General features: G+C 69.4%; 24 protein-coding genes. 8 read left to right on the top strand and 16 right to left on the bottom strand.

The genetic code is table 11. The annotated features are described in order from the left end of the window. Positions 1 to 31 precede the first annotated feature (31 nt). Complete coding sequence (locus tag ACFSVL_RS04230; RefSeq protein ID WP_378300645.1) at positions 32 to 1,483, top strand: class I adenylate-forming enzyme family protein; 1,452 nt, start codon at positions 32 to 34, stop codon at positions 1,481 to 1,483. Between the two features lies 1 nt (position 1,484). Here the strand turns inward: ACFSVL_RS04230 and ACFSVL_RS04225 are convergent, their stop codons facing one another. The 5 genes from ACFSVL_RS04225 to ACFSVL_RS04205 form a co-directional block, all read right to left on the bottom strand. After that, positions 1,485 to 2,714: a sensor histidine kinase gene (locus tag ACFSVL_RS04225; protein WP_378300643.1), complete on the bottom strand. Its 1,230-nt coding sequence runs from the start codon at positions 2,712 to 2,714 to the stop codon at positions 1,485 to 1,487. 32 nt (positions 2,715 to 2,746) lie between these two features. Next, entirely contained in the window at positions 2,747 to 3,130 is a 384-nt protein-coding gene (locus ACFSVL_RS04220; protein WP_378300641.1) for a DUF1707 SHOCT-like domain-containing protein, read from the bottom strand. Positions 3,131 to 3,138: 8 nt separating this feature from the next. After that, positions 3,139 to 3,708, bottom strand: a complete 570-nt coding sequence (locus ACFSVL_RS04215) for a DUF1707 SHOCT-like domain-containing protein (protein WP_378300639.1) — start codon at positions 3,706 to 3,708, stop codon at positions 3,139 to 3,141. 54 nt (positions 3,709 to 3,762) lie between these two features. After that, positions 3,763 to 5,556: an acetyl/propionyl/methylcrotonyl-CoA carboxylase subunit alpha gene (locus tag ACFSVL_RS04210; protein WP_378300637.1), complete on the bottom strand. Its 1,794-nt coding sequence runs from the start codon at positions 5,554 to 5,556 to the stop codon at positions 3,763 to 3,765. 101 nt (positions 5,557 to 5,657) lie between these two features. Continuing rightward, positions 5,658 to 5,957, bottom strand: a complete 300-nt coding sequence (locus ACFSVL_RS04205; protein WP_378300635.1) for an SAV_915 family protein — start codon at positions 5,955 to 5,957, stop codon at positions 5,658 to 5,660. Positions 5,958 to 6,007: 50 nt separating this feature from the next. Here ACFSVL_RS04205 and ACFSVL_RS04200 point away from each other — a divergent pair, with 50 nt between their 5' ends. Then, positions 6,008 to 6,733: a hypothetical protein gene (locus ACFSVL_RS04200; protein WP_378300633.1), complete on the top strand. Its 726-nt coding sequence runs from the start codon at positions 6,008 to 6,010 to the stop codon at positions 6,731 to 6,733. A 43-nt stretch (positions 6,734 to 6,776) separates the two neighbouring features. Here ACFSVL_RS04200 and ACFSVL_RS04195 read toward each other — a convergent pair whose 3' ends face one another. The 4 genes from ACFSVL_RS04195 to ACFSVL_RS04180 form a co-directional block, all read right to left on the bottom strand. Further along, a complete protein-coding gene (locus ACFSVL_RS04195) occupies positions 6,777 to 8,123 on the bottom strand; it encodes a dicarboxylate/amino acid:cation symporter (protein ID WP_378300631.1) in 1,347 nt (448 codons plus the stop codon). Between the two features lie 103 nt (positions 8,124 to 8,226). Then, positions 8,227 to 8,838 carry a Maf family protein gene (locus ACFSVL_RS04190; RefSeq protein WP_378300629.1) on the bottom strand — a complete coding sequence of 204 codons (612 nt, stop codon included), beginning with the start codon at positions 8,836 to 8,838 and terminating at the stop codon, positions 8,227 to 8,229. 563 nt (positions 8,839 to 9,401) lie between these two features. Continuing rightward, positions 9,402 to 11,021 carry a DHA2 family efflux MFS transporter permease subunit gene (locus tag ACFSVL_RS04185; protein ID WP_378300627.1) on the bottom strand — a complete coding sequence of 540 codons (1,620 nt, stop codon included), beginning with the start codon at positions 11,019 to 11,021 and terminating at the stop codon, positions 9,402 to 9,404. Then, positions 11,002 to 11,610, bottom strand: coding sequence for a PadR family transcriptional regulator (locus ACFSVL_RS04180; protein ID WP_378300625.1), 609 nt, complete (start codon positions 11,608 to 11,610; stop codon positions 11,002 to 11,004). The genes ACFSVL_RS04185 and ACFSVL_RS04180 overlap by 20 nt, the downstream gene beginning before the upstream one ends. 130 nt (positions 11,611 to 11,740) lie before the next feature. On the opposite strand from ACFSVL_RS04180, the gene ACFSVL_RS04175 reads away from it, so the two are divergent. Both ACFSVL_RS04175 and ACFSVL_RS04170 read left to right on the top strand, forming a co-directional pair. Then, positions 11,741 to 12,145, top strand: coding sequence for a tyrosine-protein phosphatase (locus ACFSVL_RS04175; RefSeq protein WP_378300623.1), 405 nt, complete (start codon positions 11,741 to 11,743; stop codon positions 12,143 to 12,145). Next, positions 12,066 to 12,398, top strand: a complete 333-nt coding sequence (locus tag ACFSVL_RS04170) for a tyrosine-protein phosphatase (RefSeq protein ID WP_378302029.1) — start codon at positions 12,066 to 12,068, stop codon at positions 12,396 to 12,398. The genes ACFSVL_RS04175 and ACFSVL_RS04170 overlap by 80 nt, the downstream gene beginning before the upstream one ends. Here the strand turns inward: ACFSVL_RS04170 and ACFSVL_RS04165 are convergent. Next, positions 12,388 to 13,695: an MFS transporter gene (locus ACFSVL_RS04165; RefSeq protein ID WP_378300621.1), complete on the bottom strand. Its 1,308-nt coding sequence runs from the start codon at positions 13,693 to 13,695 to the stop codon at positions 12,388 to 12,390. The genes ACFSVL_RS04170 and ACFSVL_RS04165 overlap by 11 nt on opposite strands. 73 nt (positions 13,696 to 13,768) lie before the next feature. Here ACFSVL_RS04165 and ACFSVL_RS04160 point away from each other — a divergent pair, with 73 nt between their 5' ends. Together ACFSVL_RS04160 and ACFSVL_RS04155 are read left to right on the top strand one after the other, a co-directional pair. Then, positions 13,769 to 14,380, top strand: a complete 612-nt coding sequence (locus ACFSVL_RS04160; protein ID WP_378300619.1) for a TetR/AcrR family transcriptional regulator — start codon at positions 13,769 to 13,771, stop codon at positions 14,378 to 14,380. A gap of 18 nt (positions 14,381 to 14,398) precedes the next feature. Next, positions 14,399 to 14,794, top strand: a complete 396-nt coding sequence (locus ACFSVL_RS04155; RefSeq protein ID WP_378300617.1) for a hypothetical protein — start codon at positions 14,399 to 14,401, stop codon at positions 14,792 to 14,794. Between the two features lie 82 nt (positions 14,795 to 14,876). Here ACFSVL_RS04155 and ACFSVL_RS04150 read toward each other — a convergent pair whose 3' ends face one another. From ACFSVL_RS04150 to ACFSVL_RS04140, 3 genes are read right to left on the bottom strand one after another with little or no spacing between them, the layout of a single operon-like run. Next, positions 14,877 to 15,089 (bottom strand): acyl-CoA carboxylase epsilon subunit, encoded by a 213-nt coding sequence (locus ACFSVL_RS04150; protein ID WP_378300615.1) that lies wholly within the window; start codon positions 15,087 to 15,089, stop codon positions 14,877 to 14,879. A gap of 7 nt (positions 15,090 to 15,096) precedes the next feature. Beyond that, the gene (locus ACFSVL_RS04145) at positions 15,097 to 16,734 is read right to left on the bottom strand and encodes an acyl-CoA carboxylase subunit beta (protein WP_378300613.1); all 1,638 of its coding nucleotides are present in this window, start codon (positions 16,732 to 16,734) and stop codon (positions 15,097 to 15,099) included. Positions 16,735 to 16,748: 14 nt separating this feature from the next. Beyond that, entirely contained in the window at positions 16,749 to 18,293 is a 1,545-nt protein-coding gene (locus ACFSVL_RS04140) for a hypothetical protein (RefSeq protein WP_378300611.1), read from the bottom strand. An 83-nt stretch (positions 18,294 to 18,376) separates the two neighbouring features. Here ACFSVL_RS04140 and ACFSVL_RS04135 point away from each other — a divergent pair, with 83 nt between their 5' ends. Further along, positions 18,377 to 19,195, top strand: coding sequence for a GNAT family N-acetyltransferase (locus ACFSVL_RS04135; RefSeq protein ID WP_378300609.1), 819 nt, complete (start codon positions 18,377 to 18,379; stop codon positions 19,193 to 19,195). Here ACFSVL_RS04135 and ACFSVL_RS04130 read toward each other — a convergent pair. The 3 genes from ACFSVL_RS04130 to ACFSVL_RS04120 are packed head-to-tail and all read right to left on the bottom strand — an operon-like array spanning position 19,192 to position 20,799. Then, the gene (locus tag ACFSVL_RS04130) at positions 19,192 to 19,386 is read right to left on the bottom strand and encodes a hypothetical protein (protein ID WP_378300607.1); all 195 of its coding nucleotides are present in this window, start codon (positions 19,384 to 19,386) and stop codon (positions 19,192 to 19,194) included. The genes ACFSVL_RS04135 and ACFSVL_RS04130 overlap by 4 nt on opposite strands. Then, positions 19,383 to 20,066, bottom strand: a complete 684-nt coding sequence (locus ACFSVL_RS04125; RefSeq protein ID WP_378300605.1) for an SRPBCC family protein — start codon at positions 20,064 to 20,066, stop codon at positions 19,383 to 19,385. The genes ACFSVL_RS04130 and ACFSVL_RS04125 overlap by 4 nt, the downstream gene beginning before the upstream one ends. Positions 20,067 to 20,097: 31 nt before the next feature. Then, complete coding sequence (locus tag ACFSVL_RS04120; protein WP_378300603.1) at positions 20,098 to 20,799, bottom strand: NAD(P)H-dependent oxidoreductase; 702 nt, start codon at positions 20,797 to 20,799, stop codon at positions 20,098 to 20,100. 70 nt (positions 20,800 to 20,869) lie between these two features. On the opposite strand from ACFSVL_RS04120, the gene ACFSVL_RS04115 reads away from it, so the two are divergent. Further along, entirely contained in the window at positions 20,870 to 21,853 is a 984-nt protein-coding gene (locus ACFSVL_RS04115; RefSeq protein WP_378300601.1) for a GlxA family transcriptional regulator, read from the top strand. Positions 21,854 to 21,928: the final 75 nt, after the last annotated feature.

Raw genomic sequence — 21,928 nt, 5'->3', positions numbered from 1 at the left:
CGCGAAGATCACCCTGGCAGCGTTTCCGGGTATGCCGGACAATCTGACCCAGCTTGCCGCCGACCATGCCCGTCTGCACGGATGGGACGACCTGACCGCCTTCATCGCCGACGACCGGACCTGGACGTTCGCCGAGGTCTACGCCGGGGCCGCGCGCGTCGCGGGCGGTTATCGAGCCGCCGGGCTGAACCGCGGCGATCGCGTTCTGCTCGCGCTTCCGGACAGCGTCGAAATGGTCTGGTGCCTGCTCGGCGCGTGGCAGGCCGGAATCGTCGCGATTCCGGTGAATGTCCAGATGAGCCAGGACGATCTGACCCGCGACATCCGCACCGCCGAACCCGCGCTGATCGTCGCCGACCCGGAGACCGCGGGCTGGCTCGACGACGCGGGCCTCGCCCCGGTGACCGGTGCGGAACGGCTGGCCGCGGCGGAACCGGAGACGGAGTTCGCGGAGGGCGGGGACCATCCGTCGCACGCGATGTTCACCTCCGGGACGACCGGCGCGCCCAAGCTGTGCTTCTACCTGCACAGCAACTTCGAACCGTCGATGCTCAGTACGGAAGGGGTCGGCACGGTCGCGTTCTCGGTGTCGCGGATGTACTTCTCCGGCGGGCTGTTCTCGTCGGCGATGGCGACGATGTGCACCGGCCAGACGTCGGTGCTCTCGCGGCCGCGCGCGACCCCGGCCGCCGCGCTGGAGCTGATTCGCCGCTACGACGTCGCGACGCTGTTCGGCCAGCCGAGTTTCTACGCGCGCCTGTTGCTTGAGCCGGGGCACGCCGAGACGCTCGGAAAGCTGCGCGGCGCGATGTGCGCTGGCGAAGTGCTTTCCGCGCGGTTGCGCGAGAAACTGCTGCCAGTCTTCGGTGATCGGTTGCTGAACCTCTACGGTGCCACCGAAGTCGGCGGATACGCCGCAGGGCGACCGGCGGACTACACCGATGTGTCCGCGGTCGGGCCGGTCTTCCCGGGGCGTTCGGCACGCGTTGTGCTCGACGGACAAGAGGTGGCGGCTGGGACGCACGGCGAACTGCAGTTTCTGGCTCCGTTCGCCACGCGCGGTGTCGCTCGCGGCAGTCTCGGCCCGGATCAGGTGACCAATACCTGGTGGCCGACCGGCGATCTCGGGTCCATTGACGCACAGGGCGTGATCCACGTGTACGGACGGCTGGACGACGTCGAGGTGATCGGCGGGCAGAACGTGGTCCCCGGCGAGGTCGAACGGCTTCTCGAAAGCCACCCGAAGGTGCGGGAAGCCGCGGTCAGCGCGGTGCGGCGCGAGGTGGGGGACACGACGCTGCGTGCTTACGTGGTCGCGACCTCGGGCGGCGACGAGGCGTTGAGCGCCGAGTTGCTCGCGCTGACTCGGGAGCAGCTGTCGTGGTACAAGGTGCCGCAGGACGTGGTGTGGCTGGATGCGTTGCCGCGCAACGCAAACGGCAAGGTGTTGCGGCGGCAGCTTCGTACCGCGGGCGGGCAGTGACTTAAGCAGTGCCGGGTGAAGGGATCGCCGGGAATTCCGCGTGTACGGCGGTCCCTTCCCCCGGTGCGGACTCGATGGCGAGCGAGCCCGCGACCCGTTGCACGCGCTGGCGCATCGCTTCCAGGCCGAAGCCGGTGCCGTCGCCGCGCTCGCCGGGGGCGAAACCCGTTCCGTCGTCGCGGATATCGAGCATGACCAGGTCGCCGGCGTAGGTCAGGGTGATGCCGACCCGGCTGGCGTGTGCATGTTTTTCCGCGTTGGCCAAGGCTTCCTGCGCCACTCGGTACAGCGTCACCTCCAGCTCAGGCAGCAACGGCCGCGCGTCGCCTTCGACGTCGGTGGTCACCCGGGCTCCGGAGGTGCCGGACACTCGGCTCGCCAAGTCCGCCAATGCTTCCGGCAGGTGCGAGTCGGCCAACGGCTCCGGCCGCAACGCCTGAACTGCCCGCCGCGCCTCGGTGAGACTGTCCTTCGCCAGCGTGTGCACGTGGTCTAGATGCCGTTGCCGGTCCGCGGTTTCGGTGGCCCGGTCGGCGGCTTGCAGCTGCGTGACGATCCCGGTCAGTCCTTGCGCGACAGTGTCGTGGATTTCGCGAGCCATCCGCTGCCGCTCGTCGAGCACGCCCGCCTCTCGGGCTCGGGTGAGCAGTTGTGCGTGCAGCTCCGCGTTTTCCGTCAGCGCAGTTTCCAGCCGAGCGTTGGACTGCGCGAGTTTTTCGTTGGTACGACGGCGTTGCTCGTTCTCCGCGCCGACGAACCACGCGACGTACAGAATCGGGCCGACGATCGACACCGCGGTGATCCACGGTGGTGACGGCTGCCAAATTCCCTTGGCCAGCAACGGAACCACTGCGGTCGCGGCCGCCGCGAAGATGCTCCAGCGCGTCGGGAACAACACGAACGCGATGGGGTAGCCGATCGAAGCGAAGGCGGTGAATGGGTCCAGCCGGGCGGTGAGGACGGTCGCTCCGGCCAGCAGCACGACGAAGAATCCGACGGCCAGCCACGGTTTTCGCGTACGCTGGGGGAAGACTGGAATCAGCACCAGCAACCACAGCCCGCTCGCTGCGGCGAGCAGCAACGTGGTGCGCCATTGCGCGGGGTCGCCGTGCCGCTGGGTCGCGGCGATGATCGTGCACACTGCGAGCGCCGCGATGCCGACCCCGGCGAACACCGGGCCCACCCAGCGCTCGGCCCTCGGGTCGACCGAACCCGGCCGCAGCCCCATCATCGGGCTGGGCCGCGGCTCGTGTGCCGGCGGGCTCAGCGCCGCCGCCAGCCGCTGAACAGGATCAGCAGCAACGGCAGCGCGAACACGATCAGCAGCCGTCCGCGCGTCACGATGAGCACGATGACCGCCAAGGCGATCGAAAGCGGCACCGAATACCGCCACACGAACGCGCTCAGCTTGCCGTTGCCCGCCGACTGCGTGACCGGCTGCGGCCGGGCCGTGGCCAGCAGTGCGCTCGGGCGCGGCGAGGGCAGGTCGTCGAACAGCGGCACCAGTTCGCTCACCAGCTTGGCTGACGTGACCTTCGCCGAGCGGCTGCCGTACTCGTCGATGTCGAGGCGTCCGGTGCGGACGTGCTCGGAGAGGACGTCGAGCGCGTCCTGCCGTTCGTCGTCGCTCAACCGCAGGTCAGCCATGGTCCGCCTCAGGGGTCCAGACGGCGCTGGCGCCGGTGCTCGTCACGCATCGCCCGGAACTCCTCGCGGCGTTCGCGGTGCCGGTCGTGCCGGTGGTCCCGATGGTGATGGTCGTGGTGCTCGAAACCCTTGCCCCAGAGCGCGCGGCCGACCGCGGTGAGCGCGATCGGCGCGAAAATCACCGGCCACCCGGCGGTGCCCGTGGCGATCAGCGCGATCGCCGCGATCCACACCAGCGGGACCAGGGCGGCGGCGATGCGCTGCCCCGCCGACCAGTCCGGCTGGCGCGCGGCGACCTCGCCGGACGCCGCGGGAATCGGCATGGGCGTCGGCGGCGGCGCGGCGGCCGGTTCCGGCGCGGCGGGGATGCCCGCGCCGAACACCGGATGCGGCACCGGCAGGTCGGTGAACAGCTCGCCCAGCTCGCCGCGGGTCTTGGCCGCGGTGATCCGGGCGGACCGTTCGCCGAATTCGTCGATGTCGATCCGTCCCGCGCTCATGTGCTCACCGAGCGCATTCAGCGCGGACTCTCGCTCCTGGTCGCTGATCCGCAGCTGCGGAGACGGAACCTCAGTCACGTAGTCGATGGTAGGCCGCCCGGGCGCGGGCCACCCACGACATTCAGCACAACTTCAGTCCTTGAGTTCCAAGAGTTGCGTTCCCTGCGTGACCGCGGAGCCGATCTCGACCGAAAGCCCGGTGACCGTGCCCGCTTTGTGCGCGGTTACCGGGTTTTCCATCTTCATCGCCTCGAGCACCACGATCAGCTCGCCCGCCTCGACCTGCTGGCCTTCCTCGACCGCGATCTTCACGATGGTGCCCTGCATCGGCGCGGTGACCGCGTCGCCGCTCACCGCGGCCTTCGCGCCGCCCGCGCGCTTGCGGGGCTTGGCTTTCGTGGCCGCGGGCGCGCCGCCGCCTTCGAGGGCGAACCCGCCCGGCAGCGACACCTCGAGCCGGCGTCCGCCGACCTCGACCACCACGTTCTGCCGCGGCGCCTCTTCCTCGGCCTCGACGTCCGGCGCGACGAACGGCTCGATCTGGTTGTCGAACTCGGTCTCGATCCAGCGGGTGTGCACGCTGAAACCGTTGTCGTCGCCGATGAACGCGGGGTCGTTCACGATCACCCGGTCGAACGGCAGCACCGTCGCCATGCCCTCGACCTCGAACTCGGCCAGCGCGCGGCGGCTGCGCTCCAGCGCGTTCTCCCGGTCCGAACCGGTGACGATGAGCTTGGCGAGCATCGAGTCGAACTGGCCGCCGATCACGCTGCCGGACTCGACGCCGGAGTCGACGCGCACGCCCGGACCGGACGGGGCGACGAACTTGGTGACCGTGCCCGGCGCGGGCAGGAAGCCGCGGCCGGCGTCCTCGCCGTTGATGCGGAACTCGATCGAGTGGCCGCGCGGCTCCGGGTCCTCGGTGATCCGCAGCTTCTCGCCGCGCGCGATGCGGAACATCTCGCGGACCAGGTCGAGGCCGGTGGTTTCCTCCGACACCGGGTGCTCGACCTGCAGCCGGGTGTTCACCTCGAGGAAGGAAATCGTGCCGTCGACCGCGACCAGGTACTCGACGGTGCCCGCGCCGTAGTAGCCGGCCTCCTTGCAGATGGCCTTGGCGGATTCGTGGATCCGGGCGCGCTGGTCGTCGGACAGGTACGGCGCCGGGGCCTCTTCCACCAGCTTCTGGTGGCGGCGCTGCAGCGAGCAGTCGCGGGTGCCGACGACGATCGCGTTGCCGTGCTGGTCGGCCAGCACCTGCGCCTCGACGTGCCGCGGCTTGTCAAGGTAGCGCTCCACGAAGCACTCGCCGCGGCCGAACGCGGCCACCGCCTCACGCGTCGCGGACTCGAACAGTTCGGGGATTTCCTCGCGGGTGCGGGCGACCTTCAGGCCGCGGCCGCCGCCGCCGAACGCCGCCTTGATCGCGACCGGGAGGCCGTGCTCGTCGGCGAACGCGATGATCTCGTCGGCGTCCTTCACCGGCTCCTTGGTGCCGGGCACGAGCGGCGCGCCGGCGCGCATCGCGATGTGCCGCGCGGTCACCTTGTCGCCGAGGTCGCGGATCGACTGCGGGCTCGGCCCGATCCAGGTCAGGCCCGCGTCGAGGACGGCTTGGGCGAACTCGGCGTTCTCGGACAGGAAGCCGTAGCCGGGGTGGATCGAGTCGGCACCGGACCGCTTGGCGGCGTCGAGGATCTTGTCGATCGCGAGGTAGCTTTCGGCCGCGGTGGTCCCGCCGAGGGCGAACGCCTCGTCGGCGAGGCGCACGTGCGGCGCGTCGCGGTCCGGGTCGGCGTACACGGCCACGCTCTGCAGGCCCGCGTCCTTCGCGGCCCGGATCACGCGAACCGCGATCTCGCCCCGGTTCGCGACCAGGATCTTGGTCACCGGACCGCCTGTGCTCGCGGTGTCCTGCTCGCTCACCACATACCTCCCGTGCCCGTCGCCGCGCTGCTGGTCAACCGGGAGTCTACGGACCAGAACAGAGCCTGGATTGAGAGGTGGACCACCCGGTTGGGTCCCGTTTATACCCGCCCGGCGGGGGACTGATGCCGCAGTTCGGCCGGTAGTTCGGAGTCGAGCACGATGACGTCGTAGGGGTTGACCTGGTGCACCAGCGCGAGGTTCTCGGTGTTGACGAGGATCCACGGCTGGTGCTCGCCGCAGCAGTCGACGAGCCGGTCCAGCGCGGTGTAGGCGACCAGCGCGGTGCGGCCGTCGGGCGTGCGCCGCAGTTCGACGTTGGCTCCGGTCTGGCCGTCGGTGGTCGGGCCGGCAGGGCCGGTCGGCAGGTAAAGGGCCGGGGGCAGATTGGGGTTCGTCACTCGGACAACATAGACGGACACGGTGCGCGAGGTCGCTTACAGTCTCGGATATGCGGACTTGGCGAAAGCGCATCCCGCGATCCGCGCTGTTCACCGCTGTCCTCGCGACAGTGGTGACGGCGGCGGCGCTCGTCGCGGTCTTCGCGCTGCGCCCGAAGCCGGACGACACGGTCACCATGGCGCCCCGCGAGCCCCCGGCGGCTCCGGTCAACGGATCCTCGGCTACCTGCGGAAACGGTCCCTGCCGGCAACTGGCCGCGATGACTGTCGGCGGTACCCCGGTCATTTTGCTCGCCGACGCCGCGGGCGGATGGGGCCGCGTCCAGATCGGGCAGGAGCCGGGCACCGAGTTCGAACTCGCGATCACCGGGATGGGCGCGAAGCTGACGCCGACCTCGCTGCGCTGTATTGACGGGTCGACCGCCGCGTGCCTGATCCGCGGCGACGCCGCCGGCGGTGGCGCGTACGGCGAACTGCTCACCGGGTCCGGCGGGGTGTGGCGCGATTTCGGCCGCCCGTATTTCGCTGACGCCGGTTCGCTGTCGCTCTACGACGTGAGCCAGGACGGCCGCCCGGACGTGATCGTCGTCCGGCACGAATGCCCGCAGGCGATGTCCGGCACGCCACGCTGCCAGGCGGCGCCGGTACTGGCGGAGGTCTACGAACTCGACGGCGCGGTGATGGGCTGCACGAGCACCGTCACCGCGCCGTCGAACTTCCGGGGCTGGCCGGATATCGAGTTGAGGAAGTCCCAGTTGCGTAAGTGTGAGTCGTGAGTGGCAATCCCGGTTAGAACCGGGATCGCCACTCACGAGGTCGTCAGGCCGTGGCGGGCCGGGCGGCGCCGCCCTCGTCGCCGTGGTTGGGTCGGGCGGTCTGCGTCTGGAGGATCTCGTCGTCGAGCAGCCCCTCGCTGCGGGCGACGATCGCCGGGACCACGATCTGGCCCGCGACGTTGGTGGCCGTGCGCATCATGTCCATGATCGGGTTCACCGAGTAGATCAGCGCGATGCCGACCGCGACCTGCTTGGCGTCGAGGCCGATGAACGCGGTGGTCAGGGTGAGCGCGGTCAGCCAGCCGGTGGTGCCCGCGGTGGCGAGCGCGCCGACCACGGCGACCACCACGATGCCGACGTATTGCCCGAAGCTCAGCGGCACCCCGGCGAGGTTGGCGATGAAGATCGCGCCGATCGCCGGGAACACCGCGGCGCACCCGTCCATTTTGGTCGCGCTGGCGAGCGGGGTGGCGAAGGCGGCGTACCCGGGGTCGACGCCGAGGTTCACCGCGGACTGCCGGGTCAGCGGCAGCGTGGCCGAACTCGACTGCGACGCGAACGCGAACTGGATCGCGGTGCCCGCCTTGGCGAAGAACGTCAGCGGGTTCACCTTCGCGACGAACTGCAGCAGGATCGGGTAGACGACGAACAGGATCAGCAGGCAGCCGACGTACACCGCGAGCGTGGTGGAGAGCAGCGGGCGGAACAGGGCGTCGCCGTAGTTCGAGACCGCCGCGCCGATCAGGCCGATGATGCCGATCGGCGCGAGCCGCACGATCCAGCCGAGGTAGCGCTGGATGATTTCGAAAACACTCGTGGTGAAGTCGATGAACGGCTTCGCCTTGTCACCGAGGCTGTAGGCGGCGGCGCCGATCACCACGGCGAGGAAGAGCACCTGCAGTGTGCTGCCCTCGGCGAAGGCGGAGAAGAAGTTCTCCGGCAGCAGGCCCTTGATGAAGGCGTCCCACGAGCCCCAGTTGCTCATGCTCTTCGTGGCCTTGTCGGCGTTCTTCGCGGTGGCCGCGACGCCTTCGCCGAGCCCGCCGGACCCGGGGTTGAAGAGCTTGCCGATCGCGATCCCGATCAGCGAGGCGATGAACGACGTGATCGCGAACCACAGCACGGTCTTGCCGCCGAGCCGCGCGGCGGCGCGCCCGCCGCCGAGGCCGCGGAGGCTGTTGATGCCGACCACGATCGCGGTGAAGACCAGCGGGATCACCGCGATCTGCAGCAGGGTCGTGAAGATCGTGCCGATGTGGTCGAGGGTGTCGGTCAGCCAGCCGGCTTCCGTCGTCCGCGCGAGCACGCCGAGGCCGGCGCCCACGACAAGCGAGCCGAGCACGGCCGCGGCGAACACGCGCGGTTTGGTGTACGTCCTGACGAAGGACATGTGCCACCCCAGAGAGGTCGAAAGTTTCCGCCGGCCCGGATGCGGGCCGGCCTCGACTGTCCCTGATCACTCGTCCGAGTGACACATCGTCCCAGTATGTGAACTAATTCCACATTTCGGTGACGCTGACGCCCACCTCGGCGAGCAGTTGCCGCAGCAGCGGAAGACTGATCCCGATCACACTGGACGGGTCCCCTTCGACGCCCTCGACAAACCACCCGCCGAGCGCGTCGAGCGTGAACGCCCCCGCGACCTGCAGCGGTTCGCCGGTAGCGACGTAGGCGTCGATCTCGGCCTGGCTGGGGTTCGCGAAGTGCACGGTGGTGGACCGGGTGCCGGAGGCTTCCTTGGTGCGCTGCCCGCCGTCGAGCCGGACCACGGCGTGCCCGGTGAGCAGGACGCCGGAGCCGCCCGCCATCTTCGCCCAGCGCTGCTTCGCGATCTCGGCCGTGGCGGGTTTGCCGACCATCTCGCCGCCGATGGAAAGCATGGAATCACAGGCGACGATCACCGCGTCCGGCTCGGAAACCATCTCGACGACGGCGTTGGCCTTGGCTTTGGCCAGAGCTGTGACGAGTTCCGCGGGCGCGGGGTCGGTGAGCGCGGCGGCGACGGCGTCCTCGTCGACGCCGGACACGACGACCGCCGGGTCTAGACCGGCGCTGCGCAGTACGGAGAGGCGGGCGGGGGACTGGGAGGCGAGGACGAGACGCACGGCCGAACGCTACCTTGGGTGGGAGGGGTGGCTGAAGTGCGGCCTGGGGGCTGCAGTGCGCTGAGGACCGGGGCGCGCTGGGTTCGGATGCGGGACAGCGTGCTGGGACCGGACTGCGCTGGGCGCGGCTGCGGACAGTGTGCTGGGGCCGGATTGCGCTGGGCGCGGCTGCGGAGAGTGTGCTGGGGCCGGGTCGCGCTGGGCGCGGCTGCGGACAGCGTGCTGGGACCGGGTCGTGCTAGGCCCCGATGCGAGACAGCGTGCGGGTGCGGGATGGCGTGCTCGGCCCTGGGCACGGGGTTTCGCCGCACCGCAATCGCGACGCCGCTGTGACGACGACGCCGCTGCGACAATGCAGGGCGCGTCCGAGCGGCACCGCCTCGCCCGCTTTAAGGCTGTCTATCGCTCGACCGGCGGCCGTGGCGCGTTCCGGGTTCGCCTGAACCCGCCCCATGCGGCTGGGCTTCCCTGCCCGCCCGCTTCCTGTCGTCCGGCCATGGCCTCCCTTCTAGGCTCTTGGCCCCGGCTGGGTTCGGCCAGCCGGGGCCGTCGCGATCAGTCGTTCATCGGGCCGGTTCCGGAGCTGCGGCGGTCGGCGCTGGGGTGTGCGGGCGGGGTGACACCCGGCGCAAGGCCGCTGCGGACAGGACTCCCAGTACCAGCACCGCGATCGGCAGGATCAGGGTCGCCCTGGCCGCATCGGTGAGTCCATTGTGGACTACCTCGCCGGCGAGGCGGCCAGCTTGGGCGGCGATGTCCGCGGGGAGGCCGGGGATCGGGGCGGGGCCGCCGGAGGAGCCGAATTCTCCGGTGGAGGCGGCGGCGTTCGCGATGCCTTCGGTGAACTTGGCGCGGTATTGCTCCGGCAGCTGGGCGGCCGCGGTGGCGGCTTCACTGGTGATCGAGGCGCTGATCCTCGCCTGCAGGAGCACGCCGATCGCGGCGCTGCCCAGGACGCCGCCTACCTGGCGGGCGGTGTTGAAGATGCCCGAGGCGGTACCGGTGTGTCGCGGCTCTACCGACGCCATCGTCAGGTTGCTCATCGGCGAGAAGATGCAGCCGACGCCAAGGCCGCACACCAGCAGCGCGGGGATCAGCGCCCACGGGCTCGTGTCCGGGCGTGCTTGCAGCGCGATGATGCCGACGCCCGCGGCCAGCAGGGCCAGGCCGCCCATGACCAGGTACTTGCCGTTGATCCGGTCCGAGGCGCGGCCGACGAACGGGGCGATCACGCCGGACAGCAGGGACATCGGCGCGGTCAGCAGGCCGGCCGACGTGGGGGACAGGCCCAGCACCGTCTGGATGTAGATGATCAAGGGCAGGAACATGCCGGTCATGGTGAAGCCGACCGTGGTCGCGGTGAGGGTGCCCGCGGAGAAGTTGCGGTTCGCGAACACCGCCAGCGGGACCAGGGGTTCCCGGCGGTTGTAGTGCTGCCACAGCACGAAAGCGATCAGCAGCACCACGCCGGCCCCGATGATTTCGAAGACGGTGATTCCGCCGAAAACGGTGCCCCAGTCGTACTGCTGTCCATTTTGGACGCCGAACACGACGCAGAAGAGCCCGGCCGCGGACAGCAGGATGCCGAGAAGGTCGAAGGAGTGCGAGTGCTTCGGCTGCCAGTCCGGCACCAGCCACAGGGTGAGCGCGATGGCGACGACGCCGATCGGCACGTTCACGTAGAAAATCCACTCCCAGCCGAGGTGCTGCACCAGCACGCCGCCGAGCAGCGGGCCGGTGATCGTGGCCAGGCCGGCCACGCCGCCCCACGCGCCCATCGCCGCGCCGCGCTTCGCGGGCGGGAACAGGTGGCTGATGAACGCCAGCGTCTGCGGCGTCATCAGCGCGGCGCCGATGCCCTGCACGGCACGGGCGGCGATCAGCATTTCGACGTTGCCGGAAAGCCCGCACCACAGCGACGAAGCGGTGAACACGACGAGCCCGGCGACGAACACGCGCTTCGGCCCGAAGCGGTCGCCGAGGCGGCTGGTGAACAGCATCGGCACGGCGTAGGTGAGCAGGTAGACGCTGATCACCCACACCACCGAGTTGAGCCCGGCGTTGAGTTCCCGCAGCATGGCGGGCACCGCGATGGACACGATCGTGGTGTCCAGCAGGATCATGAAGAACCCGATGCACAGCGCGCTGAGCGCGGCCCACGGGTTAACCGGTCTTGCGTTCATGGTCTTCCTTGAGCTTGAGTTTCTTGTTCTGGAAAGGGATCCGGCCGCCGTCGAGGTCCGCGAACAGCTGCTCGATCCATGCCAGCTCGAACTTCCGCTGCGCCGCGCTGTAGCGGAAGTCGAGCCAGTAGATGTCGGGGGTGCCGTCTGATTCGATCTGGGCGATGAGCACCTCGTCGGAGGCGATAGCCGCGCGCAGCTTGGTGATGCGGTGCTCCAGTTCGAGCAGCGCCACGTCGCGTCCGAGGTCGTCGATGACGGCCAGCCCGTTGAGCACGTCGCTGTAGTCGGGCACTACGTCGCCCAGCATTTGCCGGGCTCGTTCCTGGAAGGCGTCCTTGCCCGCGGCGGTCATCGCGTAGACCGTGCGCTCCGGCCGTTTGCCGTCTCGCTGCGTTTCGACTATGTCGACGAAACCGTTGCGCTGCAGCCGATCCACCGTGTGATAGAGCGAGCCGGCCTTGAGCTTCACGCGGGTTTCGACGTGCCGTTCCCGCATGAGCTGGGCCATTTCGTAGGGGTGCATCGGCCGCTCGTGCAGCAGCTCGAGCACGGCGACGCCCAGCGCCGTGAGCTTGGCCGCGACCATGACGGTGGTCCTCCGGGAGGTCTGATTGGGTGATCCATCGTGGGTTATTCCATGTGGACTATACGGTGTGGAACAAGCGGCGGTCCAGTGTGATGTGCGCTGGTGAGCAGCTTGTCGCTGACGGTGATGGGTGCTGCGAGATGGGGAAAGCGTAACCACCAGCACCGACAAAAACCGGCGATCGCCTGTTCGAGGGCCCTTTTCGGCCGTCGGCACCCGCATCAGGCGGACCGGGTCAGGATCGGCTGATGGAGAACCGGTCGGTGGGCTGGGAAGGCTTCTTCAGCACCAGGGACCTCGGCGGGCTGCCGACCCGATCCGGCGGGCGCACGGAACCGCGCGGTTCTACCGGGCTGCCAGTCTTCGGTTCGTCACCGAGGCGGGATGGGCCAGTGCGCGGGAATCCGGCGTACGCACCGTCATCGACCTGCGCAATCCCGCCGAGATCAGCACCTGTGCCGCCACCGTGCCGCCGGGAGTACATCGCCGACGAGCAGCTCGACGGAACCCCGCTCTACTACCGCGTTTTCCTTGACCGCAAAGCAGAACGCTGCGCAGCCGTCGCCGCCGACTACGCCTTGTCGACGGAAGCTGTTCGCCCGCTGCTGAAGGCACTAGGGGTCGAAGACCAAACCGCTGCTCTCGAAGCAGTGTTGGCCCGCCGTCAAACGACCATCCGCGAAGCCGTAATCAAGACCCTCGACGGCTTCGACGTGCGGGAGTACCTCGTCCGCGCCGGAATGGCCGCGGACGAGGTAGCCCGTCTCCGGGACCGCCTCAGTCAGTGACCTGGTGCAGCTGCCGCGCCCGGCGGCTGCCCAGCGAATACCAACCGGCGATCCCCGTCCCGACAGTCAGTGCGGCCGCGCTGATGCCCAGCGACCAGTGCACCCCGACCGCCGCACCGAGCAGCCCCACGGTGAACCCGCTCCCGGCGCGAAGACCGTTCGCGGACACGCTGTACACGCCGATCACCCGGCCGCGTTCCTCCGGTTTCGCCAGCAGCTGCACGACGGTCTGGCCGATCGACATCGACGCCAGGTTCGCGACGCCGCCGATCACCAGCAGTGCCACCGCGATCGGATAGCTGGCGGTCATCGCGAAGAACAGGCTCGACACCCCGTAGATCGCCGTGCTGATCACCGCGGCGGACACGCTCGGCTTGATCTTTCCGGTCGCCTCCAACAGGATCCCGCCGATTACGCCGCCCGCGCCGTTGGCGAACAGCAGCACGCCGTACGCGGTTCCGGCGCTCCCGGCGCCGAGGTCCTGCGCGAAGATCGGCATCGAACTCTGCATCGAAGCGCCGACGAAGAACGCGCCGAGCCCGGCGAGGATGATCATCCCGACCATGGTCGGGTTTCCGCTGATGTCCTTCATGACCCGCACCGAATCCATCAGTCCGACTCGTGGCCGGCGGATGATTCCGCCGTCTCGGGTGTGGCCGGTGAACTTGGTGCGGAAGAGGAACACGGTCAGCGGCAGGTAGAACGCGACGTTCACGAAGATGCCCGCCACCGGCCCGAGTCCGAGCAGCAGCGCGCTTCCGACGACCGGGCCGAACAGGATGCCAAGGCTGCGGAAGGTGGCGTTGAGCCGGACCGCGCTCGGCAGTTCGGCGGGGCCGACGAAGTCGTGCAGCATCAGCTGTTCGCCGGGTCCCCAGATCGCGCCAGCGCAGCCGTGCAAAATCAGCAGTACGCACGCACTCCACACCTCAAGGGTGTCGGTGACGATCAGCACGCCCCACGCCACGGACACGGCCATGAACAGCGCCTGCGCGGCCTGAATGATCCGGCGGCAGTCGTGCCGGTCGGCCAGCCCGCCGAAATACACCGAGAACAGCAGGAACGGCACCCAGTGGCTGATCACCTCGAACCCGGTCAGCGCGGGCGACTGGAACTTCTCCCACAGCACCCAATAGGTGATGACGTGTTCGATGTTGTCGGCCATCATGGCCAGGCCGGTGCCGATGAGATACGGACGGCAGTCCTTGTTGTACAGCGCCGCGAACTTGCGCGGGGCCGCTGTGCCGGTAACCCCGGAATCGGGTTGGTGCGTCGGCACCCCGCACGCGGAACACATGACTGGAAACCCCCTAGTGAGCTGGTGCTCCTAACGCTAGACGAGACGTTGCGTCTTGGCTAGACTCCGGCACGTGGGCGACGTCACTGAGTCCGGCCAGAACCGGAACCACGGAAACCGCTACGGCCGCAGCGAGAACGCGCGCCGCGCGGTGCTGCACGCGGTCGACGATCTGCTGGTGGAGGTCGGTTTCGCCCGGCTCACGATGGAGGGCATCGCGGCGAAGGCCGGTGTGGGCAAGCAGACCGTCTACCGCTGGTGGCCGTCCAAAGTGGACATTCTGCTCGAAGCGCTCGGCGACGACCTCGCCGAGGAACTCGCGCCGCCGGACACGGGTGACCTCCGCGCAGACCTCCGTGCGCACCTCGCCGCGGTGGCGTCTTTCCTGACCATCGCTGACGCCGGGGCGATGTTCCGCACCCTGCTCGGCCAGGCTCAGCACGACGCTGACCTGGCGCGGCAGCTGCGCGAGGAGCACCTCCGCGGTCAGCACGCGCGCGACCGGCTGCCGCTCGAACGCGCCGTCGCTCGCGGCGAATTGCCGCCGGACACCGACCTGGACAGCGCGGTCGAGCAACTCGTCGGGCCGATCCACTACCGGGTGCTGGTCACCGGCGCGCCGGTGCCGCCGGAGTTCACAGATGAGCTGGTTGAGCGATACCTGCGGGAGCATCCGCGCGGGTAGGGTCCTGCGGATATGGGAATGGTCTGGTGGCTGGTCGTGGCCGTGGTCGCCGCGGCCGTCGCCGGGACGCTCTGGGTGCTGCGGGATCGCGCGGGCGGGCTCGACCAGCGGTTGCGGGCCGCCGAGCAGGCCTCGCGCTGGCGATTCCTGCAGCAGCGGTGGGACGCGGAGCCGATGGCGCGGCTCGCGACCGTCCAGCAGGTGCACGCGCTCACCCAGAACGGCGGCTGCCGGGTCCGGATCGTCTGGACGGACAGCTACCACGCCGAGGACGTCGAAATCGAGCACGACCAAGCCGACGCCGGCGATTACCTGCTGCTGCGCGGCGTCGGCCCGCTCGGTTCGATCACCCGCCAGGAGCTGCTGGCGCACGCGGGCGCGGATGCGCCGGATTGGGCTTGGCGCGGGCGTTGATTCCCGGATGAGGCGCTCGTTCACGCCGCCCGCTCGTGAGTGGTGGCGCCGGTTCTAACCGGCGCCAACACTCACGAGAACTTCAGCGCGGCAACGTCGAGGCGCGCCAGGCTCCGTCACCAACCGCCGCCGGCGCGTGCACCGCGGCGGCCCGGTCGCCCCACCACGACGTACGCCGCCGCGCTGGAGCTGGTGCCGAGGCCGACGCGGCCGTGGCCACCACCGCGGTGAGAGCGGCGAGTTCGGCGTCGTCCGGGTTGCCGCGGACGACGCGGAGCAGGGGAGTGTCCGTCATCGCGGCCTCACAGGGGGATGTTGCCGTGCTTCTTGGGCGGCAGCGATTCGCGCTTGGTGCGCAACAGGTTCAGCGCCTTGGCGATGTGGCCGCGGGTGTGCGCGGGCACGATCACCGAGTCGACGTAACCGCGTTCGGCCGCCGCGTACGGGTTGAGCAGCGTGTCCTCGTACTCCTGGATCAGATCGGCGCGCAACGCGTCCACATCGCGACCCTCGGCGGCCGCGTTGGCCAGCGTCTTGCGGTGCACGATGTTCGCCGCGCCCTGCGCGCCCATCACCGCGACCTGCGCGGTCGGCCAGGCTAGGTTGACGTCCGCGCCGAGGTGCTTGGAGCCCATCACGTCGTATGCGCCGCCGTAGGCCTTGCGCGTGATCACCGTGATCAGCGGGACGGTCGCCTCGGCGTAGGCGTAGATCAGCTTCGCGCCGCGGCGGATGATGCCGTTCCATTCCTGGTCGGTGCCAGGGAGGAAGCCGGGAACGTCCACAAAGGTCAGTACCGGGATGTTGAACGCGTCGCAGGTCCGCACGAACCGGGCGGCCTTCTCGGACGCGTCGATGTCGAGGCAGCCGGCGAACTGGGTCGGCTGGTTCGCGACGACGCCGACGCTCTGCCCGTCGACCCGGCCGAACCCGACCAGGATGTTGGGCGCGAACAGCTCGTGCACCTCGAGGAACTCGCCGTCGTCGAGCACGCGGGTGACGACCTCGTGCATGTCGTACGGCGTGTTCGGCGAGTCCGGGATGAGCGTGTCCAGCTCGCGGTCGGTGTCGGTGACGTTCTCGAAGAACCCGGCCGGCGGCTGGTTCGCGTCGAACTCCGGCGGCTCGGACAGGTTGTTCTGCGGCAGGTAGGAGAGCAGTTCCTTGACGTAGGCGATCGCGTCGTCGTCATCGGAACCGAGGTAGTGCGCGACGCCCGACTTGGTGTTGTGCGTGCGCCCGCCGCCGAGTTCCTCGAAGGTGACGTCCTCGCCGGTCACCGTCTTCACGACGTCCGGTCCGGTGATGAACATCTGCGACGTCTCGTCCACCATCACGACGAAGTCGGTGAGCGCGGGGGAGTAGACGTGCCCGCCCGCGTTCGCGCCCATGATCAGCGAGATCTGCGGGATCACGCCGGACGCCATGGTGTTGCGGCGGAAGATCTCGCCGTACAGGCCGAGCGAGACGACGCCTTCCTGGATCCGCGCGCCGCCGCCCTCGTTGATGCCGATGATCGGCCGCCCGGTCTTGATCGCCAGGTCCATCACCTTGACGATCTTCTCGCCGTAGACCTCGCCGAGCGCGCCGCCGAACACCGTGACGTCCTGGCTGAACACGCACACCGGACGGCCGTCGACGGTGCCGTACCCGGTCACCACGCCGTCGCCGTACGGGCGGTTCTTCTCCAGCCCGAAGTTCGTGGAGCGGTGCCGCGCCAGCTCGTCCAGTTCGACGAACGAGCCCTCGTCGAGCAGCAGATCGATCCGCTCGCGGGCGGTTTTCTTGCCCTTGGCGTGCTGTTTCTCGATCGCGCGCGCCGATCCGGCGTGCACGGCCTCGTCGTAGCGGCGGTAGAGATCCGCGAGCTTGCCGGCCGTGGTGTGGATGTCCGGTTCTCCCTCGGGCGGCGTCCCGAGCGGCTGCGTCGCACTGCTCATGTGGCGGAGCTTAGCTACTGCGCGGTTGCCGCGCGTGTGGCGTAGGACTCCCTCGCGGTCACGGCGCAGACGAGCACGCGGCCGTCCAGCGTGCCGATGACGAGCCGGTCCGCGCCAGCCGCGCGCAGCGAAAGCGGGACGACGGGGTGGCCGTTGACCTGCAGGTGCTGCCGTCCTCGTACGCGCCCGTCGGTGGCGTCGATGGCGACGATCTCGCCGGAGTTGTACGCGACGTAGACGGTGTACCCGATGGTGTCTATCGCGGTGACCTGGTGGTCGGCGTGGTGCACCCAGCGGGGTTTTCCGTCGGGGTAGGAGCGGCGGACGACGCAGGAGTTGCCAGGCAGGAGCCCGGTTCCGTCGTGGATCGCGGTGGCGTGGACGATCGCGCCGTCGACGAACACGCCGGGGCCGCCGAAGAGGTGCCTGCCCTTGGCCGCGTCCCATTCGAGGGGAAACAAGCGCTCGGTTCGCTGCCGGGCGGGATCGAAGGCGACGACCCATTTGTCCTCGTGCGCTCGCGGTCCCATGCCTTGCAGGAACAGCAGGGCCGGGGCGCGGCGGATGTCGAAGAAATGGTTGAACAGGTCGTAGCCGCCGAGGTCGACGCGGCTTTCCTGAGACAGCACCTCGGTCGCTCCGGAACGGGGACGGATGGCGAGCTGTCCGGTCGAGTCGGTGACGAGCACAACGGGCTGGGCGAAGGTCCGGAGCGGTTCGACCTGCCCATCAGCGAGCCGGACGCGTTCGACAGTCGCGGTGGATTCGTTCCAGCCAGACCAGGTGGCGAGAACGGCGGTGTTCTCCTCGGCGTCGACGTAGAGCTGGCAGCCGACGCCCGAGGCGGGCACGGACCATTCGCGTTCTCCGGCGGCCGACCAGCACTCGAGGGCGACGTGTTCGAGGCTGGCGAGAATCCGTCCGTCGCTCAGCTCGGCGACCGCCCAGACCTGCCGACGGCGTTTTCCCTGCGCGACGGGCGTGGCAGCCGGTGTCGTGGCAGGGCCGTCGACGTGCAGCGAACGGGCCTTTACAGCGCGCCAGTCCGGCACCGCGATGGTGACGGCCATGGTGGGGGAGCCGAGGTTTTCCTCTTGTTCCTCGTCGCGTACCGAGATTTTCGCGTCGAGAGTCCGCCGGTCGCGCCAGCGAAGTTCGGTGACCTCACGGCGTTCGTGCAGCACAGAGGTCGCACGGCCGGATTCGAGGTCGAGGACGGTCAGCTCGCCTTCGTAGAAATAGCCGCCGTCGTAGGAACCGGAGCCGATGGCCAGGATCGGCAGTTCCGGATGGAACGCCAAAGTATTGACCGGCCAAGGCAGGCAAACCAGGTGAACGCATTCGAGCGTGTCGGCGCGGTAGAGGCCGACACGGTTCCAGGCGGTCGGGCCGGACGAACTCATCACGCTGTGCCCGGCCCACTGCGGATATCCCAGCGAGCCCCCGACGGCCACGTAAGTCCCGGTGGGATCGGTCTCGGTCAGCCGCACCTCACCGACCTCGGCGAATCGGCCATCACCGAGAACCCGCTGGACGGACAGCACTTCGGAGTCGGTCACCCGCGAAGCTTATGGCAGGTGTCAGTTGAATTTTCGGCGTCAGCCTGGCCAAGACGGGTGTTCCCCGGCCTAGGGTGGGCAGCGTGCTGCTCGCCGACGCCTCGGTCCGTTCGCTCGGGCCCGCCGACCTGTCCGCTTGCCTCGACCTCGGAACCGATCGCGGATGGCCGCGCGAAGAACGGAAATGGGCGATGCTGCTGGACGTCGGCCGCGGATTCGGCATCGACGCCCCAGACGGCGGACTCGCCGCGGCGGCGGTGCTCACCCGGACCGGGCCAGCCGCGAGCGTTTCAATGGTCGTCGTTGCGGAGCGGTTCGCGCGGCAGGGGCTCGGCCGCCGGGTGATGGCGCGGGCGCTCGAGGACGCCGGTGACGCCGTGGTGTCCTTGCACACCACGGAAAACGCGCGTCCGCTGTACGAATCGATGGGCTTCGAGTCCGACGGCGGCTGCAACGACCATCGCGGCCGGTTCGCCGACGACGGCGGCCCGGGGGCGCGGCCGATCGGTCCGGCGGATGTGGCGCGAGTGTACGAATTGGACAGTGCGGCACAAGGCTTCGCGCGGCGGGAGTTGTTGAACCGCATGCTGTTCGAGGCTGAGCACGTTCACGTGACGGACGACGGTTACGCGCTGGGCACGTCGCAGGCCGGGGTGACGGTGATCGGGCCGGTGGTGGCCGCGGACGAGGATCAGGCCCGTGCGCTGATCCGCGGCGTCGCCCGCGCCGCGACCGGCGATCTCCGGCTGGCGGTCGACCATCGGTTCCCGGAGCTGTCGGCGTGGTGCGAGGCGCGCGGGCTGGCGGTCCACGGTCCGGCACCGAGGCTGGTACTCCACGGAAAAGCCTTGCCGGGCCCGGCCGAGGTGCGGTTTTCGCCGTACAACACCGCGCTCGGCTAGCTGTACCGCTCCCGAACCTCCGCCCGGCGCTCCGCCGACCACGGCTGCAGTTCCACCCCGAACGACGCCGCGAACAACGCGTTCAGCTGCTCATGCCGCGTGGTCAGCAACTCCGGCACCTGCTCGGACAGCTCCGCCGGAACGGTCTGGGTCAGCTCCACCCGCACCCCGTCCAGCGGATCCGCCGTCACCTCCCACCGGACGCGCCCGGCCGGTTTTCCGTCGTGCAGCCAGGTGTAGGCCAGCACCTCCGGCGACCGCGACTCCAGCACCTCCGCCCCGTTTTCCGGCTGGGGCAGCCGCTTCCAGACGTCCTCGGCCGGCGGCCACACCAGGTCGCGGCGGAACCGCAGCACCCCGCCGTCCAGGACTTCGCCGTCCTCCAGGCCGAATTCCTCGACGTAGCCAGCATCCGCGCGTGCCAGTCGGTCGGCAGTTCCGGCGTCCGGCCGTCCAGCGTGGCTTCGAGGGAATCGAGGCAGGCGACCCAGCCGGTGACGTGCCGTCCCGCGCCGAGCAGGGCGATGTCCGGTTCGCCGCGGTTGAAGACATGCGTGAACGCGAGTTTGCTGCCCGCACCGTCAGCCGACACCTCGATCCGGATCAGGTCCGAGTTCCAGGTGAACTCGAAGACCTCCGGCGGCCGGTAGCCGACGATCTCGCCTTCGCTGGTGTCCCCGGTTTCGGTGAAGGTGAACGTGATCTTCCCGCCCGGGCTCAGGTCGTCCGGCAGCGTGACCGCGGCCGGGAACCAATGCGCCAGCTCCTCCGGCGAGGTGACCGCGCGCCACACCTTCTCCGGCGGGTGGGCCAGGGTCCGTTCGAGTTTCACGCTCGGTCGTCCGCCAGGGGTGGTGCGCAGGATCGCCATGCCCGTATATAACCACGGAGGTATATACGGGTCAAGCCGTCAGATGTGCCGGGTACCCGGTCTGACCTGGGGCGACCTCGGGAAGCAGGACGAGCCGCCGGTCGTAGTCGCCGCCGTCCTGCGTGCGGTACGGCAGCGGATCGGCCGTTTCCAGGGAATGCAAACGTTTGCGCAGCTGCTCGGCGACGCAGTCGAACTTCTCCGGGGTCATCCGGTTCGTGCCGGTCACCTTGAGCGGCGGCAGGACCGTCATGCCGGTGTAGAAGAGTGTGCCGTGCTGGACGTTGAACAGCAGGTCGTCCAGCGAACCGTGCGCGCCGCGCGGGCCGAGGCTGTCCTCGTGCGCTCCGGCGGTGACGATCACCATCGCGCGTTTCCCGGCCAGCACGCCGTTGCCGTAGCGCAGGGTGTGGCCGGTTTCGTCGCGGTAGTCGTAGCCGTATCCCTGCACGAAAACGCGGTCGAACCAGCCCTTCAGGATGGCCGGTGTGTCCGCCCACCAGAGCGGGAATTGGACGACCACGGTGTCCGCCCAGTCGAGCTTTTCGTGCTCGGTCCGGACGTCCTCGGGCACGGTCGCGATCTCGTCGACGATCGGGTTCCAGCGCATCGCGTAGAGATCGGATTCGCGCACGTCGTGGCCGAGATCGCGCAGCGTGGTGACGCCCTCGTCGCGGAGCGCGCCGTTGAGCGAAGCGGGGTCGGGGTGGGCGTAGAGCCACAAGACGTTCATGAGGCCAGGGTGCAACCGGCGAACCGGCCAAAACAGTGGCCCGATGGCCACCTTGTGCAAGAATCGGGCCATGGCGGTTTTTCGGCATCCCGGACGGCACAAGGTCGCGGTGCTGGTGCGGCACGGCATGCTCGTGATGGAGCTCGGCATCGTCCACCGGCTGTTCGGCCAGGCCAAATCCGCGGACGGCGAGCGGCTGTACGAGGTCGTCACCTGCACGCCCGAGCCCGGCGACATCCGCACCGACTCGGATTTCGCCATCCCGGTCGCGCAGGGCCCGGAGGTGCTGGCCGAGGCGGACACGGTGGTCGTGCCGGCGTCCTCGCTCGAGTACGAACCCGGTGGGCACCAGCTGACCGCGCAGCTCAAGTACGCGATGAACCTGGTGCGCGCGGACACCCGGATCGCCTCGATCTGCACCGGCGCGTACGTGCTCGCCGCGATGGGCCTGCTCGACGGCCGCCGCGCGACCACGCACTGGCGTTCGGCGTGCGAGTTCCAGCTGGAGTATCCGCGCGTGCTCCTCGACCCGGACGTGCTCTACACCGAGGACGGCAACGTCCTCACCTCGGCGGGCGTCGCGTCCGGCATCGACCTCTGCCTGCACATGATCCGCCGCGACTTCGGCGCGACGGTGGCCAACGAGGTCGCGCGCGGCACGGTCGTCTCGCCGCATCGCGAGGGCGGGCAGGCCCAGTTCATCCGCCGTCCGGTGCCGGAGCCGAGGTCGTCGTCCACCTCGGCCGCGCGGGCGTGGGCGCTGGAGAATCTCGACCGGCCGATCACCCTGCGCGACCTGGCGATGCGCGAGTCGATGAGCACTCGGACGTTCACCCGGCGGTTCCGGGACGAGGTCGGGATGTCGGCGTTGCAGTGGCTGACCCAGCAGCGGGTGGAGCGCGCGCGGCAGCTGCTGGAGGAATCGGAATTGCCGGTGGACCGGGTCGCGGCGGCATGCGGATTCGGGACGGCGGCGTCGCTTCGGCAGCATCTGCAGGCCGCGCTCGGGGTCTCGCCGAGCGCCTACCGGACCACCTTCCGCCGGTCGGCCTGAACTCGGCGGTCCGTGGCAGCGCTGTGCGCGGCTGCCACGGACCGACCCCCAGCGGCACCCATCCTGGCGAGCCCG

It is taken from the genome of Amycolatopsis silviterrae, assembly GCF_042684085.1.
In the GTDB taxonomy this organism is placed as follows: Bacteria; Actinomycetota; Actinomycetes; order Mycobacteriales; family Pseudonocardiaceae; genus Amycolatopsis; species Amycolatopsis silviterrae.
The sequence above is the reverse complement of the archived record's forward strand: the minus strand, read 5'-3'. Positions and strand labels throughout refer to the sequence as shown.